Annotated in this window: 21 protein-coding genes; 16 read left to right on the plus strand and 5 right to left on the minus strand. The window is 47.8% G+C overall.

Going from position 1 to position 23,410, the window contains the following annotated elements; translation table 11 throughout:
- Positions 1-189 precede the first annotated feature (189 nt).
- Genes MKY92_RS08310 through MKY92_RS08325 form a run of 4 tightly spaced genes read left to right on the plus strand, consistent with a single transcriptional unit; the run spans position 190 to position 2,191 of the window.
- Complete coding sequence (locus MKY92_RS08310) at positions 190-735, plus strand: ClbS/DfsB family four-helix bundle protein (protein ID WP_339300167.1); 546 nt, start codon at positions 190-192, stop codon at positions 733-735.
- Positions 735-1,265, plus strand: a complete 531-nt coding sequence (gene pgsA, locus MKY92_RS08315) for a CDP-diacylglycerol--glycerol-3-phosphate 3-phosphatidyltransferase (RefSeq protein ID WP_339300168.1) — start codon at positions 735-737, stop codon at positions 1,263-1,265. Before MKY92_RS08310 ends, pgsA begins: the two co-directional genes overlap by 1 nt.
- Before the next feature lie 14 nt (positions 1,266-1,279).
- Complete coding sequence (locus tag MKY92_RS08320) at positions 1,280-1,705, plus strand: GNAT family N-acetyltransferase (protein WP_339300169.1); 426 nt, start codon at positions 1,280-1,282, stop codon at positions 1,703-1,705.
- A 48-nt stretch (positions 1,706-1,753) separates the two neighbouring features.
- Positions 1,754-2,191, plus strand: a complete 438-nt coding sequence (locus tag MKY92_RS08325; protein ID WP_339300171.1) for a GNAT family N-acetyltransferase — start codon at positions 1,754-1,756, stop codon at positions 2,189-2,191.
- A gap of 145 nt (positions 2,192-2,336) precedes the next feature.
- On the opposite strand, the gene MKY92_RS08330 is transcribed toward MKY92_RS08325, so the two are convergent.
- Genes MKY92_RS08330 through MKY92_RS08340 form a run of 3 tightly spaced genes read right to left on the minus strand, consistent with a single transcriptional unit; the run spans position 2,337 to position 4,588 of the window.
- Positions 2,337-3,794: an erythromycin esterase family protein gene (locus MKY92_RS08330; RefSeq protein ID WP_339300173.1), complete on the minus strand. Its 1,458-nt coding sequence runs from the start codon at positions 3,792-3,794 to the stop codon at positions 2,337-2,339.
- Positions 3,795-3,854: 60 nt separating this feature from the next.
- Entirely contained in the window at positions 3,855-4,058 is a 204-nt protein-coding gene (locus tag MKY92_RS08335) for a helix-turn-helix transcriptional regulator (protein ID WP_339300174.1), read from the minus strand.
- 23 nt (positions 4,059-4,081) lie between these two features.
- Positions 4,082-4,588, minus strand: coding sequence for a DUF6773 family protein (locus MKY92_RS08340; RefSeq protein WP_336760493.1), 507 nt, complete (start codon positions 4,586-4,588; stop codon positions 4,082-4,084).
- 298 nt (positions 4,589-4,886) lie between these two features.
- On the opposite strand from MKY92_RS08340, the gene MKY92_RS08345 reads away from it, so the two are divergent.
- A complete protein-coding gene (locus MKY92_RS08345; protein WP_339300177.1) occupies positions 4,887-6,107 on the plus strand; it encodes an RtcB family protein in 1,221 nt (406 codons plus the stop codon).
- A gap of 21 nt (positions 6,108-6,128) precedes the next feature.
- A complete protein-coding gene (locus MKY92_RS08350; RefSeq protein WP_339300179.1) occupies positions 6,129-7,307 on the plus strand; it encodes a DUF4272 domain-containing protein in 1,179 nt (392 codons plus the stop codon).
- A 159-nt stretch (positions 7,308-7,466) separates the two neighbouring features.
- Here MKY92_RS08350 and MKY92_RS08355 read toward each other — a convergent pair whose 3' ends face one another.
- Entirely contained in the window at positions 7,467-8,507 is a 1,041-nt protein-coding gene (locus MKY92_RS08355; protein ID WP_339300180.1) for a LacI family DNA-binding transcriptional regulator, read from the minus strand.
- Positions 8,508-9,030: 523 nt separating this feature from the next.
- On the opposite strand from MKY92_RS08355, the gene MKY92_RS08360 reads away from it, so the two are divergent.
- From MKY92_RS08360 to MKY92_RS08405, 10 genes are all read left to right on the plus strand, one after another.
- Complete coding sequence (locus MKY92_RS08360; protein ID WP_339300181.1) at positions 9,031-10,413, plus strand: extracellular solute-binding protein; 1,383 nt, start codon at positions 9,031-9,033, stop codon at positions 10,411-10,413.
- Between the two features lie 125 nt (positions 10,414-10,538).
- Positions 10,539-13,466, plus strand: a complete 2,928-nt coding sequence (locus tag MKY92_RS08365; protein WP_339300183.1) for an extracellular solute-binding protein — start codon at positions 10,539-10,541, stop codon at positions 13,464-13,466.
- Positions 13,467-13,541: 75 nt separating this feature from the next.
- Positions 13,542-14,453 (plus strand): sugar ABC transporter permease, encoded by a 912-nt coding sequence (locus MKY92_RS08370; protein WP_047842211.1) that lies wholly within the window; start codon positions 13,542-13,544, stop codon positions 14,451-14,453.
- Between the two features lie 2 nt (positions 14,454-14,455).
- Positions 14,456-15,319 carry a carbohydrate ABC transporter permease gene (locus MKY92_RS08375; protein WP_017689719.1) on the plus strand — a complete coding sequence of 288 codons (864 nt, stop codon included), beginning with the start codon at positions 14,456-14,458 and terminating at the stop codon, positions 15,317-15,319.
- Between the two features lie 11 nt (positions 15,320-15,330).
- Entirely contained in the window at positions 15,331-16,797 is a 1,467-nt protein-coding gene (locus MKY92_RS08380) for an NHL repeat-containing protein (protein WP_339300185.1), read from the plus strand.
- A complete protein-coding gene (locus MKY92_RS08385) occupies positions 16,778-17,398 on the plus strand; it encodes a YIP1 family protein (RefSeq protein ID WP_145319964.1) in 621 nt (206 codons plus the stop codon). Before MKY92_RS08380 ends, MKY92_RS08385 begins: the two co-directional genes overlap by 20 nt.
- Positions 17,399-17,412: 14 nt before the next feature.
- Positions 17,413-19,998 (plus strand): DUF5696 domain-containing protein, encoded by a 2,586-nt coding sequence (locus MKY92_RS08390; RefSeq protein ID WP_339300187.1) that lies wholly within the window; start codon positions 17,413-17,415, stop codon positions 19,996-19,998.
- Positions 19,995-20,894 carry a sugar ABC transporter permease gene (locus tag MKY92_RS08395; RefSeq protein WP_076209260.1) on the plus strand — a complete coding sequence of 300 codons (900 nt, stop codon included), beginning with the start codon at positions 19,995-19,997 and terminating at the stop codon, positions 20,892-20,894. The genes MKY92_RS08390 and MKY92_RS08395 overlap by 4 nt, the downstream gene beginning before the upstream one ends.
- Positions 20,895-20,922: 28 nt before the next feature.
- Positions 20,923-21,933 carry a carbohydrate ABC transporter permease gene (locus MKY92_RS08400; protein ID WP_339300188.1) on the plus strand — a complete coding sequence of 337 codons (1,011 nt, stop codon included), beginning with the start codon at positions 20,923-20,925 and terminating at the stop codon, positions 21,931-21,933.
- A 28-nt stretch (positions 21,934-21,961) separates the two neighbouring features.
- On the plus strand, positions 21,962-22,924 hold the full coding sequence (locus tag MKY92_RS08405) for a glycosyl hydrolase (RefSeq protein WP_339300189.1): 963 nt from the start codon (positions 21,962-21,964) through the stop codon (positions 22,922-22,924).
- Positions 22,925-23,075: 151 nt separating this feature from the next.
- Here MKY92_RS08405 and MKY92_RS08410 read toward each other — a convergent pair whose 3' ends face one another.
- A complete protein-coding gene (locus MKY92_RS08410) occupies positions 23,076-23,342 on the minus strand; it encodes a hypothetical protein (RefSeq protein ID WP_339188725.1) in 267 nt (88 codons plus the stop codon).
- Between the last annotated feature and the right edge of the window lie 68 nt (positions 23,343-23,410).

Genomic DNA, 23,410 nt, shown 5'->3' on the forward strand with positions numbered 1-23,410 from the left:
AGTAGTATGCTGATATAGCAAAATAGGTTGAGTAAAGGGCAGCTGTATTGTTTACAGACTGCCCTTTGTCTTACAGAAATGAATAGAGCAAACTGAAAAAAAAGGATGATTATGGAATTAAGTCGAAATGATGATAGAGTCCATGCTTCTGATTCATGTAAAACGGTGGAACGAGGGGAGTGGAGTAGCGTGCCTGGAATTCTATATGCCTCGAAGAAAGAATTGAGTGAGACGATTCGACGCACCTATGTATTATTTGAGGGAGAATTCAATGACATCCATAACAGTGACAAAGATAAGTGGGTTGAAGGTGTGGATAAAACTCCTGCCCAGATGATCGCCTACCAGCTGGGATGGATGAACCTGGTGATGGATTGGGAGCGAAATGAACAGTTGGGACATGAATGTCATATGCCTGCACCAGGGTATAAATGGAACCAATTGGGGCCGTTAAATGAATCATTTTACGAAAAGTATTCAGGTTATACGCTGGAGGAGCTGCGCTCTTTGTTTCGGGAGACAGAACAACAATCGCAGAACTGGATTAACTCCCTTAGCGAAGAGGAGTTATTTGTACAAGGGATGAGACAGTGGACGGGTACCAAGCCTGGGTGGGCTATGGTGAAGTGGATCCAGATTAATTCTGTAGCCCCTTTTAAATCTTTTCGGACCCGAATTCGTAAATGGAAAAAAGGTCAGTTAGCCAACATGGATGAGGGGAGTGGAGATATCTAATGAATCTGGCAAATAAAATCACGTTGGCTAGAATCGCGTTGATTCCATTGTTTATGATCTGTTTTCTCAATCAGCAAAACGTGATGATTGCACTAATTATATTTGCAGTAGCGGCAGGTACGGATAAATTGGATGGATATGTGGCGAGGAAATATAATCAGATCACGAATCTGGGAAAGTTGCTTGATCCACTGGCGGATAAACTGTTGATTGCGGTAGCGCTGGTGATGATGGTTCAGGAGAATATGATCAGTTCATGGATCGCTGTAATCATTATTGGACGTGAAATTGTCATTACAGCGTTACGAATGGTAGCGACAGAGCAGGGCATTGCTCTCGCAGCCGATCGGTATGGAAAAATCAAAATGGTGCTTCAGGTGGCAGCCATCATTGCGATTTTGTTGAACCATGTTCCGTTTAGTTTGCTAACTGATATCAGGGTGGACTTGGCATTATTATGGATTGCAGCGTGTGTTACTCTCCTATCGGGGATGAATTATATTATCTTAAATTATAAACTACTTAGATAAAAGGAGTGTAGGAGATGTTTAAAGGGAATATAGCGCCAAGTACAGCGCAAGATTCGGAATATGTTCGCCAGCAATTAGTCGCATACAATGCGACCCATGTGAGTGAGGAATTAAGGCATCGGTACGAAGAACTGAATTTCAATATCAAAAATGAGACCGGCGAGATTGTTGCAGGTGTGCTTAGTACACTTTGCTGGAACTGGCTGGAGGTTGATATTCTTTGGGTGGATTCTGATCAGCGGCATCGGGGTTACGGCTCCCAATTGCTACATGAGGTCGAACGTCTTGCGCACGAGAAATCCTGTGATTTTGTTATGTTGAACACCTTCTCGTACCAGGCACCAGAATTCTACAAGAAGCACGGATACCAATTGATCACAACGATAGAGAATGCACCAAGAGGGCATCATCACTACTATTTCAAGAAGGACCTCACTTAAGATAGAATAATAGAACACCAATTAGATAGAACGTCAGGGGGATACATTATGGTTACGATCAAAGCCATTGAACTACAGGATTTGTCGGCTTTAAGCAAACTGTATCATGAGTTAATAGGAACGCCGTCGAACGAGCAGCAGATGCAGAAAATGTTCCATTACATACAGCAGAATGGTCATTATCACGTTCTGGGTGCATTTTACAATGGCGAACTTGTCGGGTCTGTTATGGGGATTGAGTGTATGGATCTGGTAGGCCAATGTAAACCGTTCATGGTTGTGGAGAATGTGATTGTATCGGATCAGGTACGCAGACAGGGAATTGGTCAGAAGCTTATGCTCCAGATTGAGCGGATTGCGAGAGATCTTGGGTGTGAATACATGATTCTGGTGTCTGGCGATCAGCGTAAGGAAGCGCATATTTTCTATGAGAAGCTAGGTTTCAAGGATGAGAAGGTTCAGGGTTACCGGAAGCATCTTAATTGACTATTCTTTCTGTTTTCGTGACCGAAAACAGCGATTGTTATTAGCTAACACATCGACGTGGAGTTATGGTGCAGTCGACCAAGGTAAATAGAGACACGTGAGTTGGAATACAAAAAAAAGAGAGCTGGCAACTCTCTTTTTGTATTTATTCCTTGCTTTGTTCTTTGGAGCCGGATGAGGATGATCGAATATATTCCGGTGGATGAACATCATTAATCATTAAAATGCCGTCATACTGATCGCGTGGGACAAAACTCTCAGGGATCATGCCCCAGCTGTATGCAAATCGTGGTTCGAACATCCATGAGTTGCCTGTTTCCCTGTTCTGATACCGCAGGTCCAGGAAACTGTAGGGTGTATTCGTTGCTGACATGATGCCTTCAATGGAACCGGGTTCTGCCGGCTCAACGGCATGAAGTCCGCCGGAATTATCGGCCGTTTGACCGCTGGATGCATACAATCCCAGAACATAACTTGATTTTTTCATTTCTTCCGAAAGTTTTTCTCCCATCATGGTTATGGGATAGGGCGAGCCAATGACTTCGCTATGCGCCTTTCTTATGTGATCATTATGCCCCCATACAATAAATTTTTCGTTGGGATACACTTCGGTAGCGAGCCACATGAGATTATCATGCATCGCCTGATCACGCCACTCCATGGAATCAAAAAACGACTCATATTTGCCTTTATTCATTTCAGCCATTGCACGGATCGAAAGATCGACATATTCCATCGCTACACGAATTCGATCATTGAGGCTTCGCTCCAGCAGCATGGAAAGTTTCGGTTGATCCGGGTATTCTTTTTGCAGATAGGTCTGGTTCGCTTCGGATTTCAGGGATTTAAGGACATCTTTGTATACCTTGATAATTTCATTTTTCTCAGCGCGATAGGCTTTCAGATCCGTTCCGGCAGAGAAATTGGACATCTTTTGTTCCGTTTGTGCGAGTCGCTTGGCGAGCTCTTTATCCTTCAGCCAGTTACCGTCCAACAGTGGGAATTGCAGTTGCATGTCGAAACCGGTTAGAATCAGGGGTCGTTCAGTCTGTGCGCTCGTTTTGAGATAATCGAATAAAGGCATGATTTCCTTGGACCACCAGACGCCGAAGATGGAGTTTTTCATCGTTTGTTCGGGAAGTTGCTGTTTTACCATGGCATTAGCAAGCGATGTGTTGGAAAGACCGCTTTCAAAGGCAAGAATGTTGTATCCCATTTCCTGATGCAAAAACTGGATCAGCCGGGTCTTCGCCAGATTAAATTCGGCAACCCCATGGGAGCTTTCACCCAGAAACACAATTCGCTTGTCATAGAGTAGAGGTTTCAGCATCTCCAGATCCGAGAAGGAATCGGGCTCCTGACCTGTCTTCACAGGCTGGATGCTATCCAGTCGATATGCGTGATCTCTAGCCCATTCGTTCCATTCTGCAATTTTCTCATCCGACGTTTTCGCGGATTGCACCTGGGTTACCTGCCCCTGAATGGTCTCCATGGTAGCTGATGCTGCAGCACCTGCATGTCCGGCTGGATAGAGTGAATTGGCCAGTATGGCGGTAGTCAGAGCAAGTACAGCACCCATTTTTCTTTTCCTGAAATCGATCAAAATAATGCCTCCTTCATCATATGCGTGATAATAAATGATTTCGTAATGGAACCATCCGGCTTATCTCTGCTCTTCGTCCCAGAACAGGTCATTCAGTGTTCTTGAGAGTGCCTTGCATATGGCAATACATAAGCTGAGGGAAGGATTATACTTTCCCAGTTCAATGAGACCAATGGTTTGTCTCGATACACCAACGATCCGTGCCAGATCGTCCTGCGATAGATCCTTTTCGACCCGGGCGACTTTTAATCGTATATTTTTCATGCCCATTCACCCTTGTATCCTTTCTATGAATCCCACTGATCTTTTCGAGCGGCTTTTTGACTCGCCTTGTTTGCGAAGTGATGAACGATGACATTGAATCCTGCAAAGAGCGGAATATAAAGCAGCAGTGAAATAATAAAAACGAGGAAGAAAAACCACCACTTCTCATTCGCCGTTTCGGCAAACAAAACAGAACTTCGGATGCCCAGGAACAAGGCCATAGAAAAACCGATAATCAGACCCGTAATTATGTTGCGCAGGCTATATGAAATTTTGCTCGTCTGGTCATGGACCTCAACTTCATCCGAATAAATGCCCAGCATGACGGAACGAACCCCGAAAAAGATACTTCCTGCGAGAAGGATGATCACTTCCGTCAGCATGGAGTAAGTCTCCCAACTGAGAAAGCTTTTGATCAGGATGGAGATGCCGCAGATCCACATGATTAAAGTGTAAGCTTCCTTATACACCTTGTTTTTCAGATTGACGATACGCTCATCCTGATTGCCATTTGTTTTAAACCATTTCATGATTGACCTCTCCTTCATAGAGATTGAAAATAATGTGGTAAATATTTCTTATGAGCTTCATGATAATATTATTTGAGTCTTTTTGCAATATATATATGTCATTTTGTTTGGTATAAAATACAATCCGTGAAAATAAAACAAATCTAAAGTTATACAATAACGTACAGCGACTGGTAGAGGACACTGCAATCGAAGTGGCATTGTGTATCATCCGGCAGGAATTGATTTACTGCCCATACGGCATAATTTTTGGTAATATATACAAAGTGTTTGATAAGACAGGAGGTTTATATAGAGTATGAGAATCGTGGATAACATTAAAGTCTGGGGGGAGCCGCTGGAGAACGCCGTAAGTCAGGCGGTGACTTGCTCGCAATATGGAGATGTACTGGGTGTGGCTCTCATGGCCGACCATCACAAAGGCTACTCGCAACCCATCGGTGGTGTTGTCGCTTACCGGAATATGATCAGTCCGTCAGGTGTCGGATATGATATTGCCTGTGGCAACAAGGCTGTGCGCACGAATCTGATGTGGGACGATATTCGAAATCAGATCGCAGAGATCATGGATGATATCAATTCGACCATTTCTTTCGGCGTGGGCCGCAATAATCCAACACCGGTGGATCATGAATTGTTTGATGATGCGAGCTGGAAGTTGTTGGATACCATTGAACCAGGATTACAGCATAAGCTGAAGACACTCGCACGCAACCAGCTTGGAACTGTAGGCAGTGGCAATCATTTTGTGGATATTTTTGTAGAAGAGGCAACGGGAAAGGTATGGATCGCGAATCATTTTGGCAGTCGCGGGTTCGGTCACAAAGTGGCGAGTGGATTCCTTAACCTCGCTGCAGGACGCGAGTTCAGTGGTAAAGCTCCGGGCGAATCGATGGATCAGCCGCCTACGTTGTTTGACCTAAATAGCGAAATGGGTGATATGTATTGGGACGCAATGACTTTGGCGGGCCGGTATGCCTATGCAGGGCGTGACTATGTCATTGAACAGGTGCTTGGAATTCTTGGGGCACATTCCGAATATGCCGTACATAATCACCACAACTTTGCCTGGAAGGAACAACACATGGGTGAAGAGGTAGTTGTGGTCCGCAAAGGTGCAACGCCACTGGCACCCGGGCAACTCGGTTTTGTTGGAGGCAGTATGGGTGATATCTCGGTAATTGTGGAAGGGATCCACAGCGAGGAGAATACCGAATCATTCCGCAGCACCGTACATGGGGCAGGGCGCACGATGAGCCGAACCCAGGCGGCTGGCAAAATGAATTACAAGCTGCGCACACGCATGGGTGGCGAGATTAGTAAAGCACAGATGCATGAAGCAATTCGTGCCTATGGCGTTGAGCTCCGGGGAGCGGGCACGGACGAAAGTCCGTTTGTGTACAAGAAACTGCAAGATGTACTGAACGCGCATGCGAATACGCTGAAAATCAACCATGTGCTGCGCCCGGTAGGCGTTGCCATGGCCGGAGGCAATGAATTCGATCCGTACAAGGATTAGTCAGAAAAGAGGGTGAACTTCATGAGAAATTGTGCGATATATAGCTCTCAGTTTGACCTGGATCAGCTGTTTGAATGGATTCAATCCATTTATCCTGAGGGTACGATTGAACGCCGGGAAGACAAAACCCATATTCAAGTGACTCAGAAAAAATGGCTCAGTAAGAAGACCAAAGGCTTTAATATCATGACCAGCCAGACACATCCAGAGGAATTTACGACAATGATTCAAGGGATGCTTGGTTTTTTGAGTCAGATTAAAGGGCACAATGCTTCGCTCCAGGAAAAGGTACTGATCAAATGTTCCACACTGAACATGGTGATTGGTATTGAGACGGAAGAAGATATCTCGGAAGAATTCTATGACGAGTTATTGCGTGTGGCTGATGCGCTGGATGCCGTCATCTTCTGGGGAGGTGGATCTCTGCTCAATGCACAAGGCCAGCTATTGCTGGATGTGAATGGAGAATCTGAGGTGGAGGATTACACGGTGACAGCACACACCAGTTTCCTAGATGGCGCTACACCCCAGTCCGAGTCTGCAATTCAACGTAAAACGCGGTCAGAACAACGCTTAACCGAACAAGGGGTTCCATTTAATGCGAACTTGCCCGCAAGATCCGGGGACGAGCACACGACGATTCGAAGTGAAACGGAAGTCGCGCGCCGTGCGGTTTCGTTGTGTCTTGCTGCGCTTAAAGGAGAGTGTTTGGGAGCTGGCGAAAGTGCGGAAGATACCGCAGCGCTGGTTCAGGAAGTGATTGACAAGTATGAGGCTGAATCCTTCTTCTCCCCCGTAGAGAAGAGTTTTATCGATCAGCACGGAGCAGAGCAGCAGGAGATCATTGCCTTCTCCTGGGGATATGAAGCGTACCACGTGATGTTGTGGGCGCTTGGTTACGTGAAGGAACTAGGCGCACCAACGGAGTTGTGTAACGTAGGGAAGGATGTCGGTTATTTGCAACAGAAGGATAGCTTTACGGACTTTCTCACGGATGCATCCCTGCGTAGCAAGAGCGAGATTCTGGATGAAGCAGATATGATCTACCGTTACAACTGGGTGTGTGTGGATAGTCGGGTAAATGACAGAACGCCTCCCGCTGGTTTGAATGGCGGGGTGGCTTATGAACGTCATCGTGCATTGAACTGGCTGATCTGTTACCTGGATCAGGACTGGGATGATGTGCGCACGGATACGTAGAACGGCCCAACATAAAATAATGCAAGCCAAATACCCCTAAAGCCGCATGATTACACGGTTAAAGGGGTATTTGGCTTGCTGTTCTGTGTGGCATAAGTGTTATTTCATATGATTTTCAGCATGTGCACTCACATATGTACCACCATGTATCCTACCTTATTAGCCGCTATGCCTGCTGAACTGTTCACGAATAATGACGTCAGCAAGAATCAACTTTTTCTCGACGCTGCTCTCTGGGTTCGCAATGCGCCATAACATCTGATCCACTGCACGCGCACCGAGCAATTCCTTGTTCACATTGACTGTGGCCAGTAAGGGAATATTGTCGTATAGATTATCAAATCCAGTCACAACACACTGATCGGGTACACGAATGCCCATACTCTCAAGAGCTTCTATGGTGTATAGCCCATAGAAATCATTCGCACATACAAACACTTCAGGCAGGTTATCCTCATGGATCACTGAAGTGAACGTCTGGCGGAACTCATCCAATGCCTGATTACTCAACTCGGGAATCTGATGTATTTCCATCCCATGACCCATAAGCACAGAAGTGTATGCAATCCAGCGTTCATAGAAGCTATGAGCATCCCCGATATTGCCAACGAACTGGAATGTTTTGAAGCCCTTGCGGAGCAAATAGAGCATGATCTCGCGCATGGATGCAAAGTTATCGGTGAATATGCTGTCACTGTGAAAAACAGGGTCCAGATGATCGACCATCACAACCGGAATACTGAGCCGCTTAATTTCAAGCAGAATCGGGGTCGAGATCGAGCCAACGGTGATGATTCCACGAATTGCATCCGGATTGAGCAGGGTGAACAGCTGGTCTGCAGATGGTTCCGTCAAGGTTAGAATGTTAATACCTTTTTGGTTCAGCTTGGAAGAAATCCCGTTAAAGACGGGTCCCCAGTATACGGAGTCCTGATTTTGGTATCGAACATTGGGAAACAAAATCAAGATCGTTCCGCTTGAACGTGTGTTCTTCGGTTCCTGAAGTTCATGGCTGTTATACAGTTCACCAGACAACATGCTGTTATCTTTGAAATATCCAAGTTTGCCAGCGGCCTTGAGAATGACATCCCTCGTTTGATCGCTAACTCCCGATTTTCCAGACAAAGCTCGTGACACCGCGAATTTCGACAAACCCGTAAAATGTGCAATCTCCTGAATTGTTACCTTCGTTTTCATCATACCATCCTTACACTCGTAGTTCTGCCGTATTCCTATTTGGAGCGATATCCAACTGATTCTAGTATAGCATGATGTATTTCTCTTAATCTAATAACGGATAGAGAATTCAAAATGTTAGTGATTCACAGCATTTTACGATAGCCATCCAACGTGAAGGTAAGCGCATTTTCAGATATTATGACGAATGTTGTATTAATAATTATTATTTCGTTATTTAAATAAAATAACAAATGATTGAAATGTAGTGCTGATTATAACAAGTGTGTACTTAGGGAATGACCTGGTGAATAAGCTGTAATACAGCTAAATTATAGCTTTATCAGCATTTTATCAGAATAAGTAGAAAATGTTAACAACAAAAATGTTGACGCTTACATTTTGCTGTGTTAAATTTTGTTTGTCAAAAACAAACAAGAAAATAACAAATGGTGGTGGTCGTTTATTTTTGATTGGTTGATGAGCGGGGTTAATGATTTAGAGTGGACCATGATTGGCATACACATTCGGGGAGGTTGTTAAAATCATGATCAGAAGATGGAATGTTCTACCTCTGATGTTATTGGCTGTGATTCTTTTTGTATCCGCTTGCAGTGGTGGGGGGACAACGCAGACGGGGACTGATGCAGAGGGAACAACGAATTCAGGCAACAGCACCGAAGTCGCTGAAACAGAGAAAGAAGACGTAGCGGAAGAAGCTGTGGCAAATGTGCCTGATCTGGGTGGACGTGTCATCAAGGTTGCGGCCTGGTGGGATCTGAAACCGGCGGGAGAGACGGCCTCGGATAAGGCCAGACTCGATAAAATTGCAGAGGTAGAGAAGAAATACAACGTGAAACTGGAGTTCGTCAACGTACCTTTCGAAGAATACATGAACAAATTCACAACGTCTGCACTAGCCGGCGAACCATTCGCTGACATCGTTCAGATGGAATACAAATCCGCACTACCAGCCATCCTCAAAGGGCAACTGTTGCCCATCTCCGAATTCACTACACCTGAGAACAACATCAACCAAGAGGCAAACCTGATTGCTAAATTTCCTGCCATTGCAGGCAACGAATACGCCTTCGAATCTCCAACCAGCATCGGTCTGGGACTTCACTATAATCGTGACTTGTTCAAAAAACTGTCATTACCTGATCCGCAGGACCTGTATAACCAAGGTGAATGGAATTGGGATAAATTCTTGGAACTCGCCAAACAGGCAACCAAAGATACGGATAATGACGGCAAAACTGACGTATACGGATTTTCTGGCTGGGCGCTTGATGTCGTTCGTCATTTTACTGCAGCCAACGGTGGAACCATCGTGGATGATACAAATAGCAAAGAGGGATTATCCGATCCGAAAACGATTGAAGCTGCTGAATTCGTCAAACGCCTGTATAACGTGGAAAATGTCGTGAAGGTCAAAACCGGCGACAAAACCAACTGGGAGGAAAGCAATACGTTCAAGGATGGAGACGTAGCTCTGTTCACTGCTGCTGAATGGCAGTTGGGCGATCTCACCTTTGCTGTTGGCGTTGTACCGATTCCGAATGGGCCACAGGGTAGCAAAGAGGTAACGTATGCAAACAACGCGGCATCGGCGAAGTTCATTCCAAAAGGTGTGGAGGATCCGAAGATCGTCTACCAAATCTATGAAGAGACCTTCGACATCCCGCAGATTGAAGAGTATCCAGGTCAAGATTATCTGGAGAGTCGTTATACCGATGAGAAGGATATTGCGATCATTCGCGAGCACATCGCTGGAACGGGCCGCATTTTACTGGATGATGCTTACACGGGTTACCCATTTGGAGATTACGTGAACGATATCATCAAAAACAACGCTTCCGTGACAGCAACAGCCGAGAAATACAAAGCACAGGCACAAGCTGCCATTGATAAACTCGGCAAACAATAAAAACACTTATCACCAGCAAACGATTCAGGCAGGGGCTCGTGTCGGCAAGGTTGCACGGAGTCCCTTTTTCCTGAACCACCAAATCGGCATTGATGGCATCAGCCTTGATGAGGAGGACTCGGAGGATGGCTGGAATTCTACAACGTAAGAAATGGATATTGTCCACAGTAATCATCGTGGCGGCAGCCTGCATCATTCTATATGTAACTTCCGGCGCTGATGTGAAGAGTGCAAACATTCCGCCTGGCAGTCTGCCTGCCATTGAAGTGGATGCAGTCTTGCAGCAGACCCGGCAGAAAAAGGGGTACGAACAGTATCGATCCGGAACGGATCAGGCTACACAGCCGAATGTGGACATCACCATTGAAGCAGGAGACTACATAAAAGCCGAAGGTGAGGACGTCCGCAAACTGACTAATTATGAGGGAATGGATGGTGTATCTCTCCATACCGGAGAGACCGGACAAGTCGATTGGACCATTAACGTGCCGGAGACCGGGCTGTATAACCTGTCCGCCACCTATTATCCCATTGAAGGCAAGAGCTCAGCCATTGAGCGTGCATTGTACATTGATGGTGAACTTCCTTTTGCGGAAGCCGCCTATTTGCAGTTTGACCGGGTGTGGGCGAATGAGAAAGATGTTGTGGAGCAGGACAATCAAGGTAATGACCTTCGCCCGAGACAAGTGGAGCAACCACGTTGGATGGAAGAAACGTTTCAGGACTCCGACGGGTACGAACAGGCTCCATTCAAGTTTTATCTGGAAAAGGGAGAGCACACGCTAACACTAAAATCATCGCGTGAACCCATGGTGATTCGGTCCATTCATCTTTTTAATGAGAAGACAGCTGTTCCTTACGCGGAGACTGCGGGGGCAAAACGGTCGGATTCTTCCGGACAACCGAAGGATGTATTTATTAGGATCGAAGGAGAAGCCGCGATTGCCAAATCTTCACCTACGTTATACCCGACCAGCGAAAGGTCAAGTTCTGCTGTATCTCCTTACAGCGCTTCCCAGGTACGCATTAATACGATTGGCGGCTTTAACTGGCGTCTGCCAGGACAATGGATCGAATGGGAAGTGGATGTGCCGGAGAGTGGACTTTATCACATCGGTTTTACCGGACAGCAGAATTTTGTCAAAGGCATCTACTCCACACGCAAGCTCACCATTGATGGTGAAGTTCCGTTTGCAGAGATGGCCAAAGCTCCTTTCCGTTATCAGAGTGACTATCGCATTGACATCATGGGCGGCAAGGAAGCATACAAGTTTCACTTGGAAAAAGGAAAGCATGTGCTACGGCTGGAGAACAGTCTCGGAGATTTTGCACCTCTTATCCGCAATGTGGAGGACAGTCTGTACAACTTGAACTCCATGTACCGACGAATTCTGATGATTACAGGCACGAAGCCTGATGAATTCCGGGATTATCGGGTGGAGAAACAGATTCCGAACCTGCTGGAAGTGTTCAGCGGGGAAAGTAAACGACTCAAAGACGTGGCTGCACAGCTTCGTCTTCTGTCAGGACAGTCCAGCGATCAGGAAGCGCTGATCAAGACGATGGCGTTGCAACTGGATGAGATGATCGACAAGCCGGATACCATTCCAAGACGGCTTGCGGCTTATAAAACCAACACGGGTGGTCTCGGAACATGGGTGCAGCAGGCACGAGAGCAACCCCTTGAGATCGACGCACTGTACGTCACTTCGATCGACCGTGATATTCCCGGAACAGGCATGGGACCACTCGCGAAGCTTGGTCATGAAGCCAAGATATTCTATCATTCGTTCTTCATTGATTATAACCAGATCGGCAATGTAGCCACTTCAGAAGATCAGCGTACGGTAACGGTCTGGATTGGTAGCGGACGTGACCAGGCGAATACGATGAAGGCGATGATTGACAAGACCTTCACACCAGACAGTGGCATTAACGTGAATCTGAAGCTGGTCAACATGGGAACCTTGCTGCCAGCGACGTTGTCCGGTGAAGGACCCGATGTTGCCATGCAGATCGGTAATGATCTGCCGGTGAACTTTGCGATGCGGAACTCGGCTGTAGATCTGACGCAATTCAGCGACTATAGCACCGTAGAACAGGAGTTCAGGGAAAGTGCAATTGTACCGTATGCCTACGATTCGGGCGTATATGCCCTACCGGAAACACAGACCTTTAACATGCTGTTTTATCGTACAGACGTGCTCGAAGAACTCGGACTTGAAGTGCCTCAGAATTGGGAGGATGTAGAGGCTCTACTCGCGATTCTGAGCAAAAATCACATGGAATTCGGCATGCCGGTTGTGACCCAGGCGAATATGCAGGGTGTCAATATTCCGCCGAACTCGCAGTATGCAACGATGCTGCTCCAGAATGGCGGCGCCTTCTATCGTAACGATGACAAGGAATCGGATCTGGATTCCCGGATCGGAATCGAGACCTTTAAGCAGTGGACGGAATTCTATACCGATTACAAGCTGGAGCGGGAATATGATTTTGCCAACCGTTTCCGGACAGGACAGATGCCTATTGGACTAACGGATTACACCATGTACAACCAGCTGTCTGTATTTGCACCGGAGATTCGGGGACTGTGGGGATTCGTTCCTGTCCCAGGAACCGTTCAGGCAGATGGTACCTTGAATCGGGACGTCCCGGGTGGAGGCAGCGCGGTCATGATGCTGGAGAGTGCCAAGGATCAGGACGCGGCCTGGGAGTTCATGAAGTGGTGGACCAGTACGCCGATTCAAGCTGAATTCGGACGGGAGATGGAGGGACTGATGGGTGCGGCTGCCCGTTATCCAACGGCCAACATCAAGGCGCTGGATTCCCTGCCTTGGCCTGCGGAGGATTATGCGAATCTCAAAGCCCAATTCGAAACGGTGAAGGGTATTCCCGAAGTACCTGGTGGTTATTTTACAGGCCGCCATCTGTTCAATGCATTTTACAAAACCGTTGTTGGCCAAGTGGAAGCCAGGGAATCCATCATGGATTATACCCAATATATTCAGGACGAGATTCGCGTCAAGCGTAATGAATTTGGTCTTCCGTAAGCAGAGGGAGGGTTAATCGTGCCACAAATATCACTCCGAGACGGACAAAACAGTCCTCCTGAGAAAGCGTCAAGGATGGGCATGAAATCGTGGTGGAGCTGGAAGCTCCAGGAAATGAAGGCCAGCAAACATTCCTATGTTCTGCTTGCACCTTATATGCTCCTGTTCCTCATGTTTACCGTGATTCCGGTTGTCATCTCGATCATACTCAGTTTCACCTACTTTAACATGCTTGAATTCCCGCGGTTTATTGGCTGGCAGAACTACACCCGCCTGTTTCTGGAGGATGATGTATTCCTGATTGCAATCAAGAATACGTTGTTGTTTGCCATTATTACCGGGCCGATCAGTTATATTGCCTGTTTTGTCTTCGCGTGGATCATTAATGAGTTAACACCGAAATGGAGAGCGTTCATGACGCTGATCTTCTACGCGCCCTCCATCTCGGGCAATGTGTATTTTATCTGGCTGATGATCTTCTCGGGAGATCGTTATGGTATTGCCAATGGGCTGTTGATCAAATGGGGTTTTCTGCTGGAGCCGATCCAGTGGCTGAAGACAGAAGCTTACATTATGCCCATCCTCATTCTCGTGCAGCTGTGGCTGAGTCTCGGAACCGGATTTCTGGCGTTTATCGCTGGTTTACAGACTGTAGACCGGACGTTATATGAAGCAGGAGCGGTAGATGGGATCAAGAATCGATGGCAGGAACTATGGTACATTACCCTGCCTTCGATGCGTCCACAGTTGATGTTCGGCGCAGTCATTCAGCTGACAACCTCGTTTGCCGTGGCCGATGTGTCGATCGCGCTGGCCGGGTTCCCGAGCGTGAACTATGCAGCAGAGACTGTGGTGACCCATTTGATCGACTTTGGTACAACGCGGTTTGAGATGGGATACGCATCGGCGATTGCCACCGTGCTGTTCATGATTATGGTGGGCACCAACTTACTGGTACAGAAACTGCTTCGAAGGGTGGGAGAATAGCTATGGCTGCAATTGCGACAGGCAAAAAACGCGTGAATCGCTCGCTATCGGGAAGCCTCTCCCTGTTTGCCCTTCTGCTCGTATTCGGTGCTTTCATGGTACTGCCGTTGATCTATGCGATCAACAATGCATTCAAACCTTTGGATGAAATCTTTACCTTTCCACCAACTTTGTTTGTCAAAAATCCCACGTTCAGCAACTTTACGGATCTGCTGAATCTGCTGAGTGACTCGTGGGTGCCGTTCTCACGTTATATATTCAACACGGTGTTTATAACCGGCATCGGTATCGTAGGCCATGTGCTGCTAGCTTCCGCAGCGGCCTACCCGCTTGCCAAACACAAGTTTCCGGGCAAAGTATTCATGTTCCAAGTGGTCGTACTGTCACTGATGTTCACACCTGCGGTAACGGCAATTCCGAACTATATGATCATGTCATGGCTCGGATGGATCGACACGTACTGGGCCGTCATTATTCCGGCGTTTGCCTATTCACTCGGGTTGTATCTGATGAAACAGTTCATGGAGCAGATTCCGGATGCGCTGCTGGAAGCGGCCAAGATTGATGGTGCCAGTGAATATCGGATCTTCTGGTCCATCGTCATGCCCAATGTGAAACCAGCCTGGCTTACATTGATCATTCTACTGTTCCAGATGTTATGGGGCAGTGATGGCAATGGATACATCTACAGCGAGCAGCTCAAGACCCTGCATTATGCAGCGGGTCAGATTATTCAGGGCGGAATCTCCCGGGCAGGAGCGGGTGCTGCGGTAGCACTGATTTTGATGAGTGTGCCGATCACGCTATTTATTTTCTCTCAGAGCCGAATCATTGAGACGATGGCGAGCTCGGGCATGAAGGATTAAGGGGGAACGATATGGCACGCACAGTGAAAAGATGGCTTGTTCTTCTGGCGGCAGTATCTCTGCTGCTGGTGAATGCCGTGCCTGCGGCGGCCTCCCCGGCGCCGTATGAGAGTTACAACTACAACTATTGGAAAGAGGCTGTTCCCTCACCGGATGCCTATCTGCCCGAGCGTACCCTATCAGGTCGTGACCTCGGCATTAGTGAGTTCAAAGACCCCGGTGATGTGAACGTTTCTCCCTCCGGGTTGATCTACATTTTGGATAGCGGCAACAGCCGAATTGTCGTATTGGACCCAGACTTTAAGCTGCTGCGCGTGATCGATGGATTCATGATGGAGGGCAGCAAGGAGACCTTTAACCTTCCAGGTGGATTGTTTGTAGATGAGCAAGAACGCATATACGTCGCCGATACGGGCAACGGTCGTGTGGTAGTCCTGAATGGAGAGGGGACGCTGATTCAAACCATTACGAAGCCCGAGTCGGATATCCTGTCGACCCAATTTCAGTTCCAGCCTTTGAAGCTGACGGTTGACCATGTGGGCCGGGTGTACGTTGTGGCACAGGGGGTCTACGAGGGCATTATGCAGTTTGACGAGAGTGGGAAGTTTATCGGATACGTCGGTACGAACAAAGTGGAACGGGACTACGGCGAATATATCTGGCGCATGTTATCGACCAAAGCCCAGCGTGCACAGATGGTCCTGTTTGTCCCAACGGAGTTCTCCAATGCGGATATCGACCACAAAGGATTTGTGTATGCGACGAATATTGATCCTGGCTCGAATGAACCGATCAAACGTCTCAACCCGTCTGGCGAAGATGTACTGAAACGGTTTGGTTATGTTGACGTCAAAGGTGATATCCGGTTTCGCAACAATCCCGGTCCATCCAAGCTTATCGATGTGAAAGTGCTGGGTAATGGCATGTACAGTGTACTGGATGCGACACAAAATCGGGTGTTCACATACGACGATGAAGGGCATCTGCTCTACATATACGGTGGCAAAGGAAATCAGGTGGGTACCCTCAAAACGCCTGTTGCGATTGAACAATCCGGTGAGCGCCACTTGGTTCTGGATCGGGGCAAGAACAATCTTGTCGTCTATGAGCCAACCCGTTTTGGTTCCCGTGTGAACGAAGCGGTGGCACTCCACTATCGCGGAGAGGACACGGAGGCCGTGAATATTTGGAGAGAAGTGCTGAAGCTGAATGCCAACTATGACATCGCCTATATTGGTATTGGCAAGTCCTTATTAATGGAGAAGAAAAACGAGGAAGCGCTGGGTTACTTCGAACTTGGGATGGACCGCAAAAGTTATTCTGTCGCGTTCAAGAGGCACCGGCGGGAGATGATGAAGGAACACTTCGGTACATTCCTGACCGCTGCGATCGCGCTGATTTTCATTCTGATCCTGACCCGAGTGGCGGTTAAATGGAGACGGAGGAGGCAGGTTGATCGTGAAGCAGGATTTCATTAAGTTTCCGCTGCATCTCATTTTTCACCCCATTGATGCATTCTGGGACCTCAAGTCGGATAACCGAGGACGGCTACTCGTTGCTTTTGCAGCGCTCGTGCTCACCATCATCATGATGATTTTGCAGAAGCAGTATGCAGGATTTCTCGTCAATTACATCGATCCTCGTACGATTAACAGCATCATCGAGATAGCCACAGTTGCTATCCCGTTCTTTCTATGGTGCACAGCCAATTGGGCAGTAACGACCTTGATGGAAGGGGAAGGGAAATTCAGAGAAATCGTTCTGGCGACAGGATACTCGCTCATTCCGGTTATTCTGATCTATGCCCCGATGATCGTGATCAGCCGCTTCATGGTGCAGGAGGAGACTGCTTTTTATTATCTTTTTAATAGCATCGCGTTCTTCTGGTTTGTGTTGCTTCTGTTCATTGGCATGATGACGGTTCACCAGTACACCGTGATTAAAACAATCATTACGATGGTGCTAACACTCATTGTGATGGGCATTATCGTATTCCTTGGTGCCCTCGTCTTCAGCATGCTGCAACAGTTGTACGAATTCGGTTATAACATCTACCGTGAGTTGATTTTCCGGACCTAAAGGAGGCGGCATCCGTGAACAAAAGGCAACGACTATATACGGTGCTGGCTGGTGGTGCAGCTGTAATCATGATTGCAGCCGGGCTGCTGTATATAAACAACAGGGGGGTTCCTGCCGTGGAAGCCGCGGCTTATCTGGATACAACAACCCAGGCCATGCCCGTCACGGAGGAACCGTTACAATTCCTTGACGACTCTTCGCAGGGGGTGCCTGGTATGCAACTGGTCGCCGAAGATCAGGGATTGGCCCTGTACTACAACGAGGAGACAACAGAAATCGCAGTACGTGACGGAAAAAGTGGAGAGATCTGGTATAGCAACCCGAAAGAACGGGATGGGGACAGTCTCGCTTCCGCATATGAAAAAGAAGTGCTGTCCTCCCAGCTGAACGTGTCTTTCCGGGATGCGATGGGCACACTGGAGAACTTCCCGAATTTCAGTTCCAGCATCAGCAACAAGCAATTCACTGTGGGGCAGATCGATCAGGGAATTCGGGTGAACTATACGCTTGGTGATACGTCGCTTGGCATTGACGCACTGCCGAAGTTGATTAGCAAGCAGCGCCTGGAGGAGAAAGTGCTCTCCAAACTGGATGCTACTGTCGCTAGATACACATCTGCCCGTTATTATCCAACCAAGAACAATCCGGATATCCTGGAGCGGCTGGATGGACAGATCTCGAAGCAGCTTGTGTTGAACAAGATGTTGGGAGCCTTTGAGACGGCGGGTTACACGGCGGACGATCTGGCTTTTGACAATCAGGAGAACGGGGTCGAAGGCGGAGGTGTATCGGATAAACCCAGCTTCGTGATTCCTGTGGAATACCGGCTGGATCAGGGCGCACTTGTCGTAACCGTTCCTTTGAGTCAAGTTCAGGAAAGTGGGCAATACCGCATTCGGAATGTTGATTTGCTCGCTTACTTTGGTGCTGCGGATACGAAGGGTAAGGGCTACATGCTCGTACCTGACGGTTCAGGCAGTCTGATCCACCTGAACAACGGGAAAACCCAGGAAGAACAGTATGTACAGCGAGTATACGGCGCAGACCCCAATGATAACTCGCTTAGTCGTCCTCAGGTTAGTGAATCCGCGTATATGCCTGTGTTTGGTCTGAAGAACGGGGAGAATGCCTGGTTTGCGGTGATTGAAAAAGGGGACGGCATTGCCAGTATCTCTGCGGATATTGGAGGCAGGCAGAACAGTTACAACCACGTGCATGCGACCTTCTCCTTGCGGGGTGAGGATGAACTGGAGATGTACACCTCGCAGAAAATGCAGGAGATCCAGCTGCTTGGCGAAGAGCCTTTCCGTGGAGATATCCAGGTGCGTTATCATTTCCTTCATGGAGAAGATGCCAGTTACTCAGGTATGGCCCGCCTGTATCAACAGCAGTTAATAGAGCAGGATGTACTGAAGCCGCTCGTAGAACAGACGGAGTTGCCGTTCTATGTAGATGTACTTGGTGCGGTGGATAAAGAGGGTTCGTTCCTGGGCGTGCCATATCGTTCCACTTTAGCTATGACCACGTACGAACAGGCTACTGAAATGGCGGCGAAGTTGCAGCAGGAAGGTGTAAACCGCGTGCAAATGCGGTATCAGGGATGGTTCGGCGGTGGGATCAGTCATCATATGCCAACCCAGGTGAAGTTGGACAGTGAGGTAGGCAGTCGTTCCGAGCTGCAAGCGTTGTCCGCTAAACTTGAACAATCGGGTGGAGCCTTGTTCCCAGATGTGGCTTTCCAGCATATTTATCACGATGATATGCGCTTTGCTCCCTCTTCGGATGCGGCTCGGTTTGTCACAAAGGAGACAGCAGAACTGTATCCGTACAATCCTGCACTTAATCGCATGGATCAGAGTAGGGACAGCTATTATTTGCTCTCAGCAGCCAAGCTTCCTTATGTAGTGGGTGAGTTTGCCGACAAATACAATCAACTGGACCTCGGCGGATTATCTCTCCGTGATCTTGGGCAAGTTCTGACTTCCGATTACCGGGATAGCCGGGTGATTCATCGGGAGACGGCGAAGCACATTGTGAAGGAACAGCTGGGACAGCTGGAACAGTCCTATCCGAACTTGATGATATCTGCCGCAAATAGCTACGCTTGGGGGAGTGCACAACATGTTGTGAATGTACCCGCAGGGTCAAGTCGGTTCAATATTACCGATGAAGAAGTTCCTTTTTATGCGATGGTTATTCATGGATACATGAACTATGCTGCATCTCCGATGAACACGTCGGGGGATCAGGATCTCCGCAAACAATTGCTGCGCAGCCTGGAGCTTGGCGCAGCTCCGTATTTTCAATGGACCTATGAACCATCATCCAGGCTGAAGCTGACGAATTATGATTCGGCCTACGCGACGGAGTATAGCTATTGGGTGGATGACGCTGTTGCCTTGTATAAGCAGGCCAATGAAGTGCTGGGAGAACTGGAGAATGAGCGGATCCTGAAGCATGAACGCATCCAGGATGGCGTGGTCCGGATCACTTATACGGGCGGTACATCCATTCTTGTGAATTACAATGTGGATTCAGTTACTGTTGGTGGAACAACAGTTGGCGGGACGGACTATGTGGTGGAAGGAGTGAGCCGATGAGAACCATTCGATTATCGCTGAAGTCACGGAGAGCGCTGCTTGGACTTGCCTTTATATCGCCGTGGCTGATCGGCTTCATCTTCCTCTTTGCCACGCCACTCCTGCAATCCATCCGGTTCAGCCTGAGTAACCTGTCTGTTGCTCCGGGCGGATACGTCCTGGAATACGTTGGATTTAAAAATTTTAAGGATGCGCTTCTGGTTGACGCGACGTTCAACCGGATTCTGGTTGACTCGGTTGGAGCAATGCTGCTGAATGTGCCGATGATACTGTTTTTCAGTCTGTTCACGGCGACACTGCTTAACCAGAAGTTCAGAGGCAGAACGATGGCGCGTGCAATCTTTTTCTTGCCGGTTATTCTGGCTTCAAGTGCAGTCGCAGCAGCTGAGTCTGCGGGATTAATCAATCTGATGGGAGATGCAAGTGCGGTCGATGCATCTGCCGATGGCGGGGCTTCGTTCAACGTGGTGTCCATTGTGCGTATGCTGGCCGATGTGGGATTGCCGATGGCCTATGTGGATTACATTGTAGAAGCCATCATGCGGATCTATGAGATTATTAGCAGCTCTGGTGTCCAGATTCTGATCTTCCTCGCCGCGCTGCAATCGGTGCCGGGATCGATGTACGAGGTTGCCAAGATCGAAGGGGCGACAGCCTACGAATCATTCTGGAAAATTACATTTCCTATGGTCAGTCCGTTGATTCTGACAAATGTCATCTATACCATTATTGATTCATTTGCCGGAAGTCCGGTCACACAAGCTATCTATCAGACCGCATTCAAAACCCAGAATTTTGGCTTAAGCTCGGCGATGTCCTGGTTATATACCTTGGTGATTGGACTTGTACTGATCGTAGTGGGCTGGGTGTTGTCACGGCGGGTTCATTACAACTGACGGTTAACGTTGAGGGAGGCTTCAGATTATGGCTGCGTCAGGAACAGATCGCATGGTGGTGGTTCCCAAACAGAATTACCACATGCAGCGGGTACGAAACAAGACATCGGACCTTCTCTATTCCATTTTCAGATATGCACTGGTCATCGGCATTTCATTTATTATTTTATATCCGTTATTTCTCAAAGTTTCAGTCGCGTTTAAGGATAAGCAGGATATCTACAATCCGACGATCTATATGATTCCTCAGCATTTTACACTGGATAACATCCGGCTTGCAGCCCAAGTGATGGATTTTCTCCCCTTGCTGGCGAACACCTTACTCTTTGTTACCATCACAACGCTTCTGACAGCCATATCCTGTGCACTTGCTGGATACGGCTTCGCCCGGTTCACGTTTCCGGGTAGCAATGTGCTATTCATCCTGGTGATTCTGACTATTCTGGTGCCGACAAGTACGCTTATGGTACCGATGTATCTGCATTTCCGCAGCTTCGACTTTATGGGCATCATCCAGTTGTTCACGGGGGAAAACGGGATTAACCTGCTCAATACGTACTGGCCTTCAATGATTACGGCTGCTACGGCAGGAGGGCTGAAGGCGGGGCTATTCATCTATATCTTCCGGCAGTTTTTCAAGGGGATGCCAAAGGAAATCGAAGAGGCTGCACTGATTGATGGCGCAGGTGGATTCAAAACCTTTGCCCGAATCATGCTGCCCAATGCAATCTCGCCGTTGATTACGGTTATTCTGTTTTCGTTTGTATGGCAGTATAACGATACCTTCTATTCGGCATTATTCATGAGTGAAAGTCCACTGATCTCGCTGAAAGTGGCTTCCTTACCTGCTCAGGCGAACCAGTTGATTCCGCAGCTGATGGGCTTTGGCTCGAACTCGGGCATCAAGGCCGATCCAAACTATGTGGCGATGATTGTCGATACAGGCATTTTGCTGGCTATTGCACCCCTGATTATTTTGTATCTGTTTGTGCAACGTTATTTCGTGGAGAGTATTGAACGTTCTGGTGTAGTGGGTTAACATGTTAAATCCAATTGGAGGTGTAGAGATGACAGTGCGTGAGATCAGCAGAGTTCCGGTGAATAAAGCAGCGACTCCCGAAGCAAAAGAACTGATGGCGTTCCTGGTAGAGCGTTATCAAAAAGGGATGTTGTCAGGCCAGCAGGATTATAGCAATCTAAACTGGATTAATGAAAATACAGGCCGGAAACCAGCTGTGATTGGCTTTGATCTCATGGAATATTCGCCATCAAGAACAGAGCGCGGTGCGGTCTCCCAAGAGATTCGGGATGCGATAGACTGGCACAAACAAGGCGGGATCGTGACATTATGCTGGCACTGGAACGCACCGACGGATCTGATCGATGAACCGGGTAAAGAGTGGTGGCGGGGGTTCTATACGGACGCGACAACCTATGATCTTGCCTCCGCGATAGCTGATACTGAATCGGAAGCATATCAGTTATTGATTCGGGATATCGATGTTATTGCTACACATTTGCAAGAGTTGAAGGATGCTGGTGTGCCTGTATTATTCCGACCACTTCATGAAGCAGAAGGTGGGTGGTTCTGGTGGGGAGCGAAAGGCCCCGAATCTGCCAAACAGTTATATTGTTTGTTGTATGATCGATTGGTTCAAGAACATCAGCTGCACAATCTTATCTGGGTCTGGAACTCGGAAAAACCGGAATGGTATCCGGGTGATGATATCGTGGATATTGTGAGTGTAGATGTATACCCGGAAGCGGGAGATCACAGCCCGCTGGCGGCACGTTACACCGACCTGCGAGAGCTTGTGAAGGATAGTAAAATCATTGCACTGGCCGAGAACGGCTCCATCCCTGATCCTAAGCAGATGAAGGAGCAGGATGTACACTGGAGTTGGTTCTGTACCTGGACAGGTGGATTCCTGAGAGACGGGACACATAATGAACTAACGTTTTTGAAGGAATTGTACCATAGCAAAGAGGTCATTACGCTCGATCAGTTACCGAAGTGGAGTTGGTTATAAGAATCCCATGTCCAACTTGAATTGGAATCAATGAAGCGTTAGTATTCGCTGTAAGAATTCATGCGAATACTAACGCTTCATTTGTTGGCAGCGCACATTTGTTAATGGAACCCCTCTTCCGAGAAACATCGGAATCCGGTTGCACAAAAATCTAGTTTGACGGGTGTAACATAGCTATGATATTGGTATGCAAAGTCACGCTGGAAGTGAATAAAATATACGATTGATTCACTGTGCGGATCAGAATCCTCTCGCTTGTGCCATTGACTGGACCGATCCGAATGGCGGATGGTTCGCTACCACCGTATGTATCATCCAGGGTGACCGATGTGATATGTGTGATGGGAATTTCAATTTTGGAAAACTGCCACCGGATGACCAGTTGATCTTCTACTTTTTTCACGTTAACACCAAACATAGGATGACCTCCTGTTGTGATTCAAATTATTGAAGTAATCTCGTATGTCCAGTTTATCATATTTTGGA

This window comes from Paenibacillus sp. FSL R5-0623 (assembly GCF_037974265.1).
Taxonomy (GTDB): Bacteria; Bacillota; Bacilli; order Paenibacillales; family Paenibacillaceae; genus Paenibacillus.

Bases quoted from the DNA above. Each gene is read 5' to 3' on its own strand.
- pgsA (WP_339300168.1), top strand. From the start codon at position 735: ATGAATCTGGCAAATAAAATCACGTTGGCTAGAATCGCGTTGATTCCA.
- MKY92_RS08320 (WP_339300169.1), top strand. From the start codon at position 1,280: ATGTTTAAAGGGAATATAGCGCCAAGTACAGCGCAAGATTCGGAATAT.
- MKY92_RS08325 (WP_339300171.1), top strand. From the start codon at position 1,754: ATGGTTACGATCAAAGCCATTGAACTACAGGATTTGTCGGCTTTAAGC.
- MKY92_RS08335 (WP_339300174.1), bottom strand. From the start codon at position 4,058: ATGAAAAATATACGATTAAAAGTCGCCCGGGTCGAAAAGGATCTATCG.
- MKY92_RS08340 (WP_336760493.1), bottom strand. From the start codon at position 4,588: ATGAAATGGTTTAAAACAAATGGCAATCAGGATGAGCGTATCGTCAAT.
- MKY92_RS08345 (WP_339300177.1), top strand. From the start codon at position 4,887: ATGAGAATCGTGGATAACATTAAAGTCTGGGGGGAGCCGCTGGAGAAC.
- MKY92_RS08350 (WP_339300179.1), top strand. From the start codon at position 6,129: ATGAGAAATTGTGCGATATATAGCTCTCAGTTTGACCTGGATCAGCTG.
- MKY92_RS08355 (WP_339300180.1), bottom strand. From the start codon at position 8,507: ATGATGAAAACGAAGGTAACAATTCAGGAGATTGCACATTTTACGGGT.
- MKY92_RS08360 (WP_339300181.1), top strand. From the start codon at position 9,031: ATGATCAGAAGATGGAATGTTCTACCTCTGATGTTATTGGCTGTGATT.
- MKY92_RS08365 (WP_339300183.1), top strand. From the start codon at position 10,539: ATGGCTGGAATTCTACAACGTAAGAAATGGATATTGTCCACAGTAATC.
- MKY92_RS08370 (WP_047842211.1), top strand. From the start codon at position 13,542: ATGGGCATGAAATCGTGGTGGAGCTGGAAGCTCCAGGAAATGAAGGCC.
- MKY92_RS08375 (WP_017689719.1), top strand. From the start codon at position 14,456: ATGGCTGCAATTGCGACAGGCAAAAAACGCGTGAATCGCTCGCTATCG.
- MKY92_RS08380 (WP_339300185.1), top strand. From the start codon at position 15,331: ATGGCACGCACAGTGAAAAGATGGCTTGTTCTTCTGGCGGCAGTATCT.
- MKY92_RS08395 (WP_076209260.1), top strand. From the start codon at position 19,995: ATGAGAACCATTCGATTATCGCTGAAGTCACGGAGAGCGCTGCTTGGA.
- MKY92_RS08400 (WP_339300188.1), top strand. From the start codon at position 20,923: ATGGCTGCGTCAGGAACAGATCGCATGGTGGTGGTTCCCAAACAGAAT.
- MKY92_RS08405 (WP_339300189.1), top strand. From the start codon at position 21,962: ATGACAGTGCGTGAGATCAGCAGAGTTCCGGTGAATAAAGCAGCGACT.
- MKY92_RS08410 (WP_339188725.1), bottom strand. From the start codon at position 23,342: ATGTTTGGTGTTAACGTGAAAAAAGTAGAAGATCAACTGGTCATCCGG.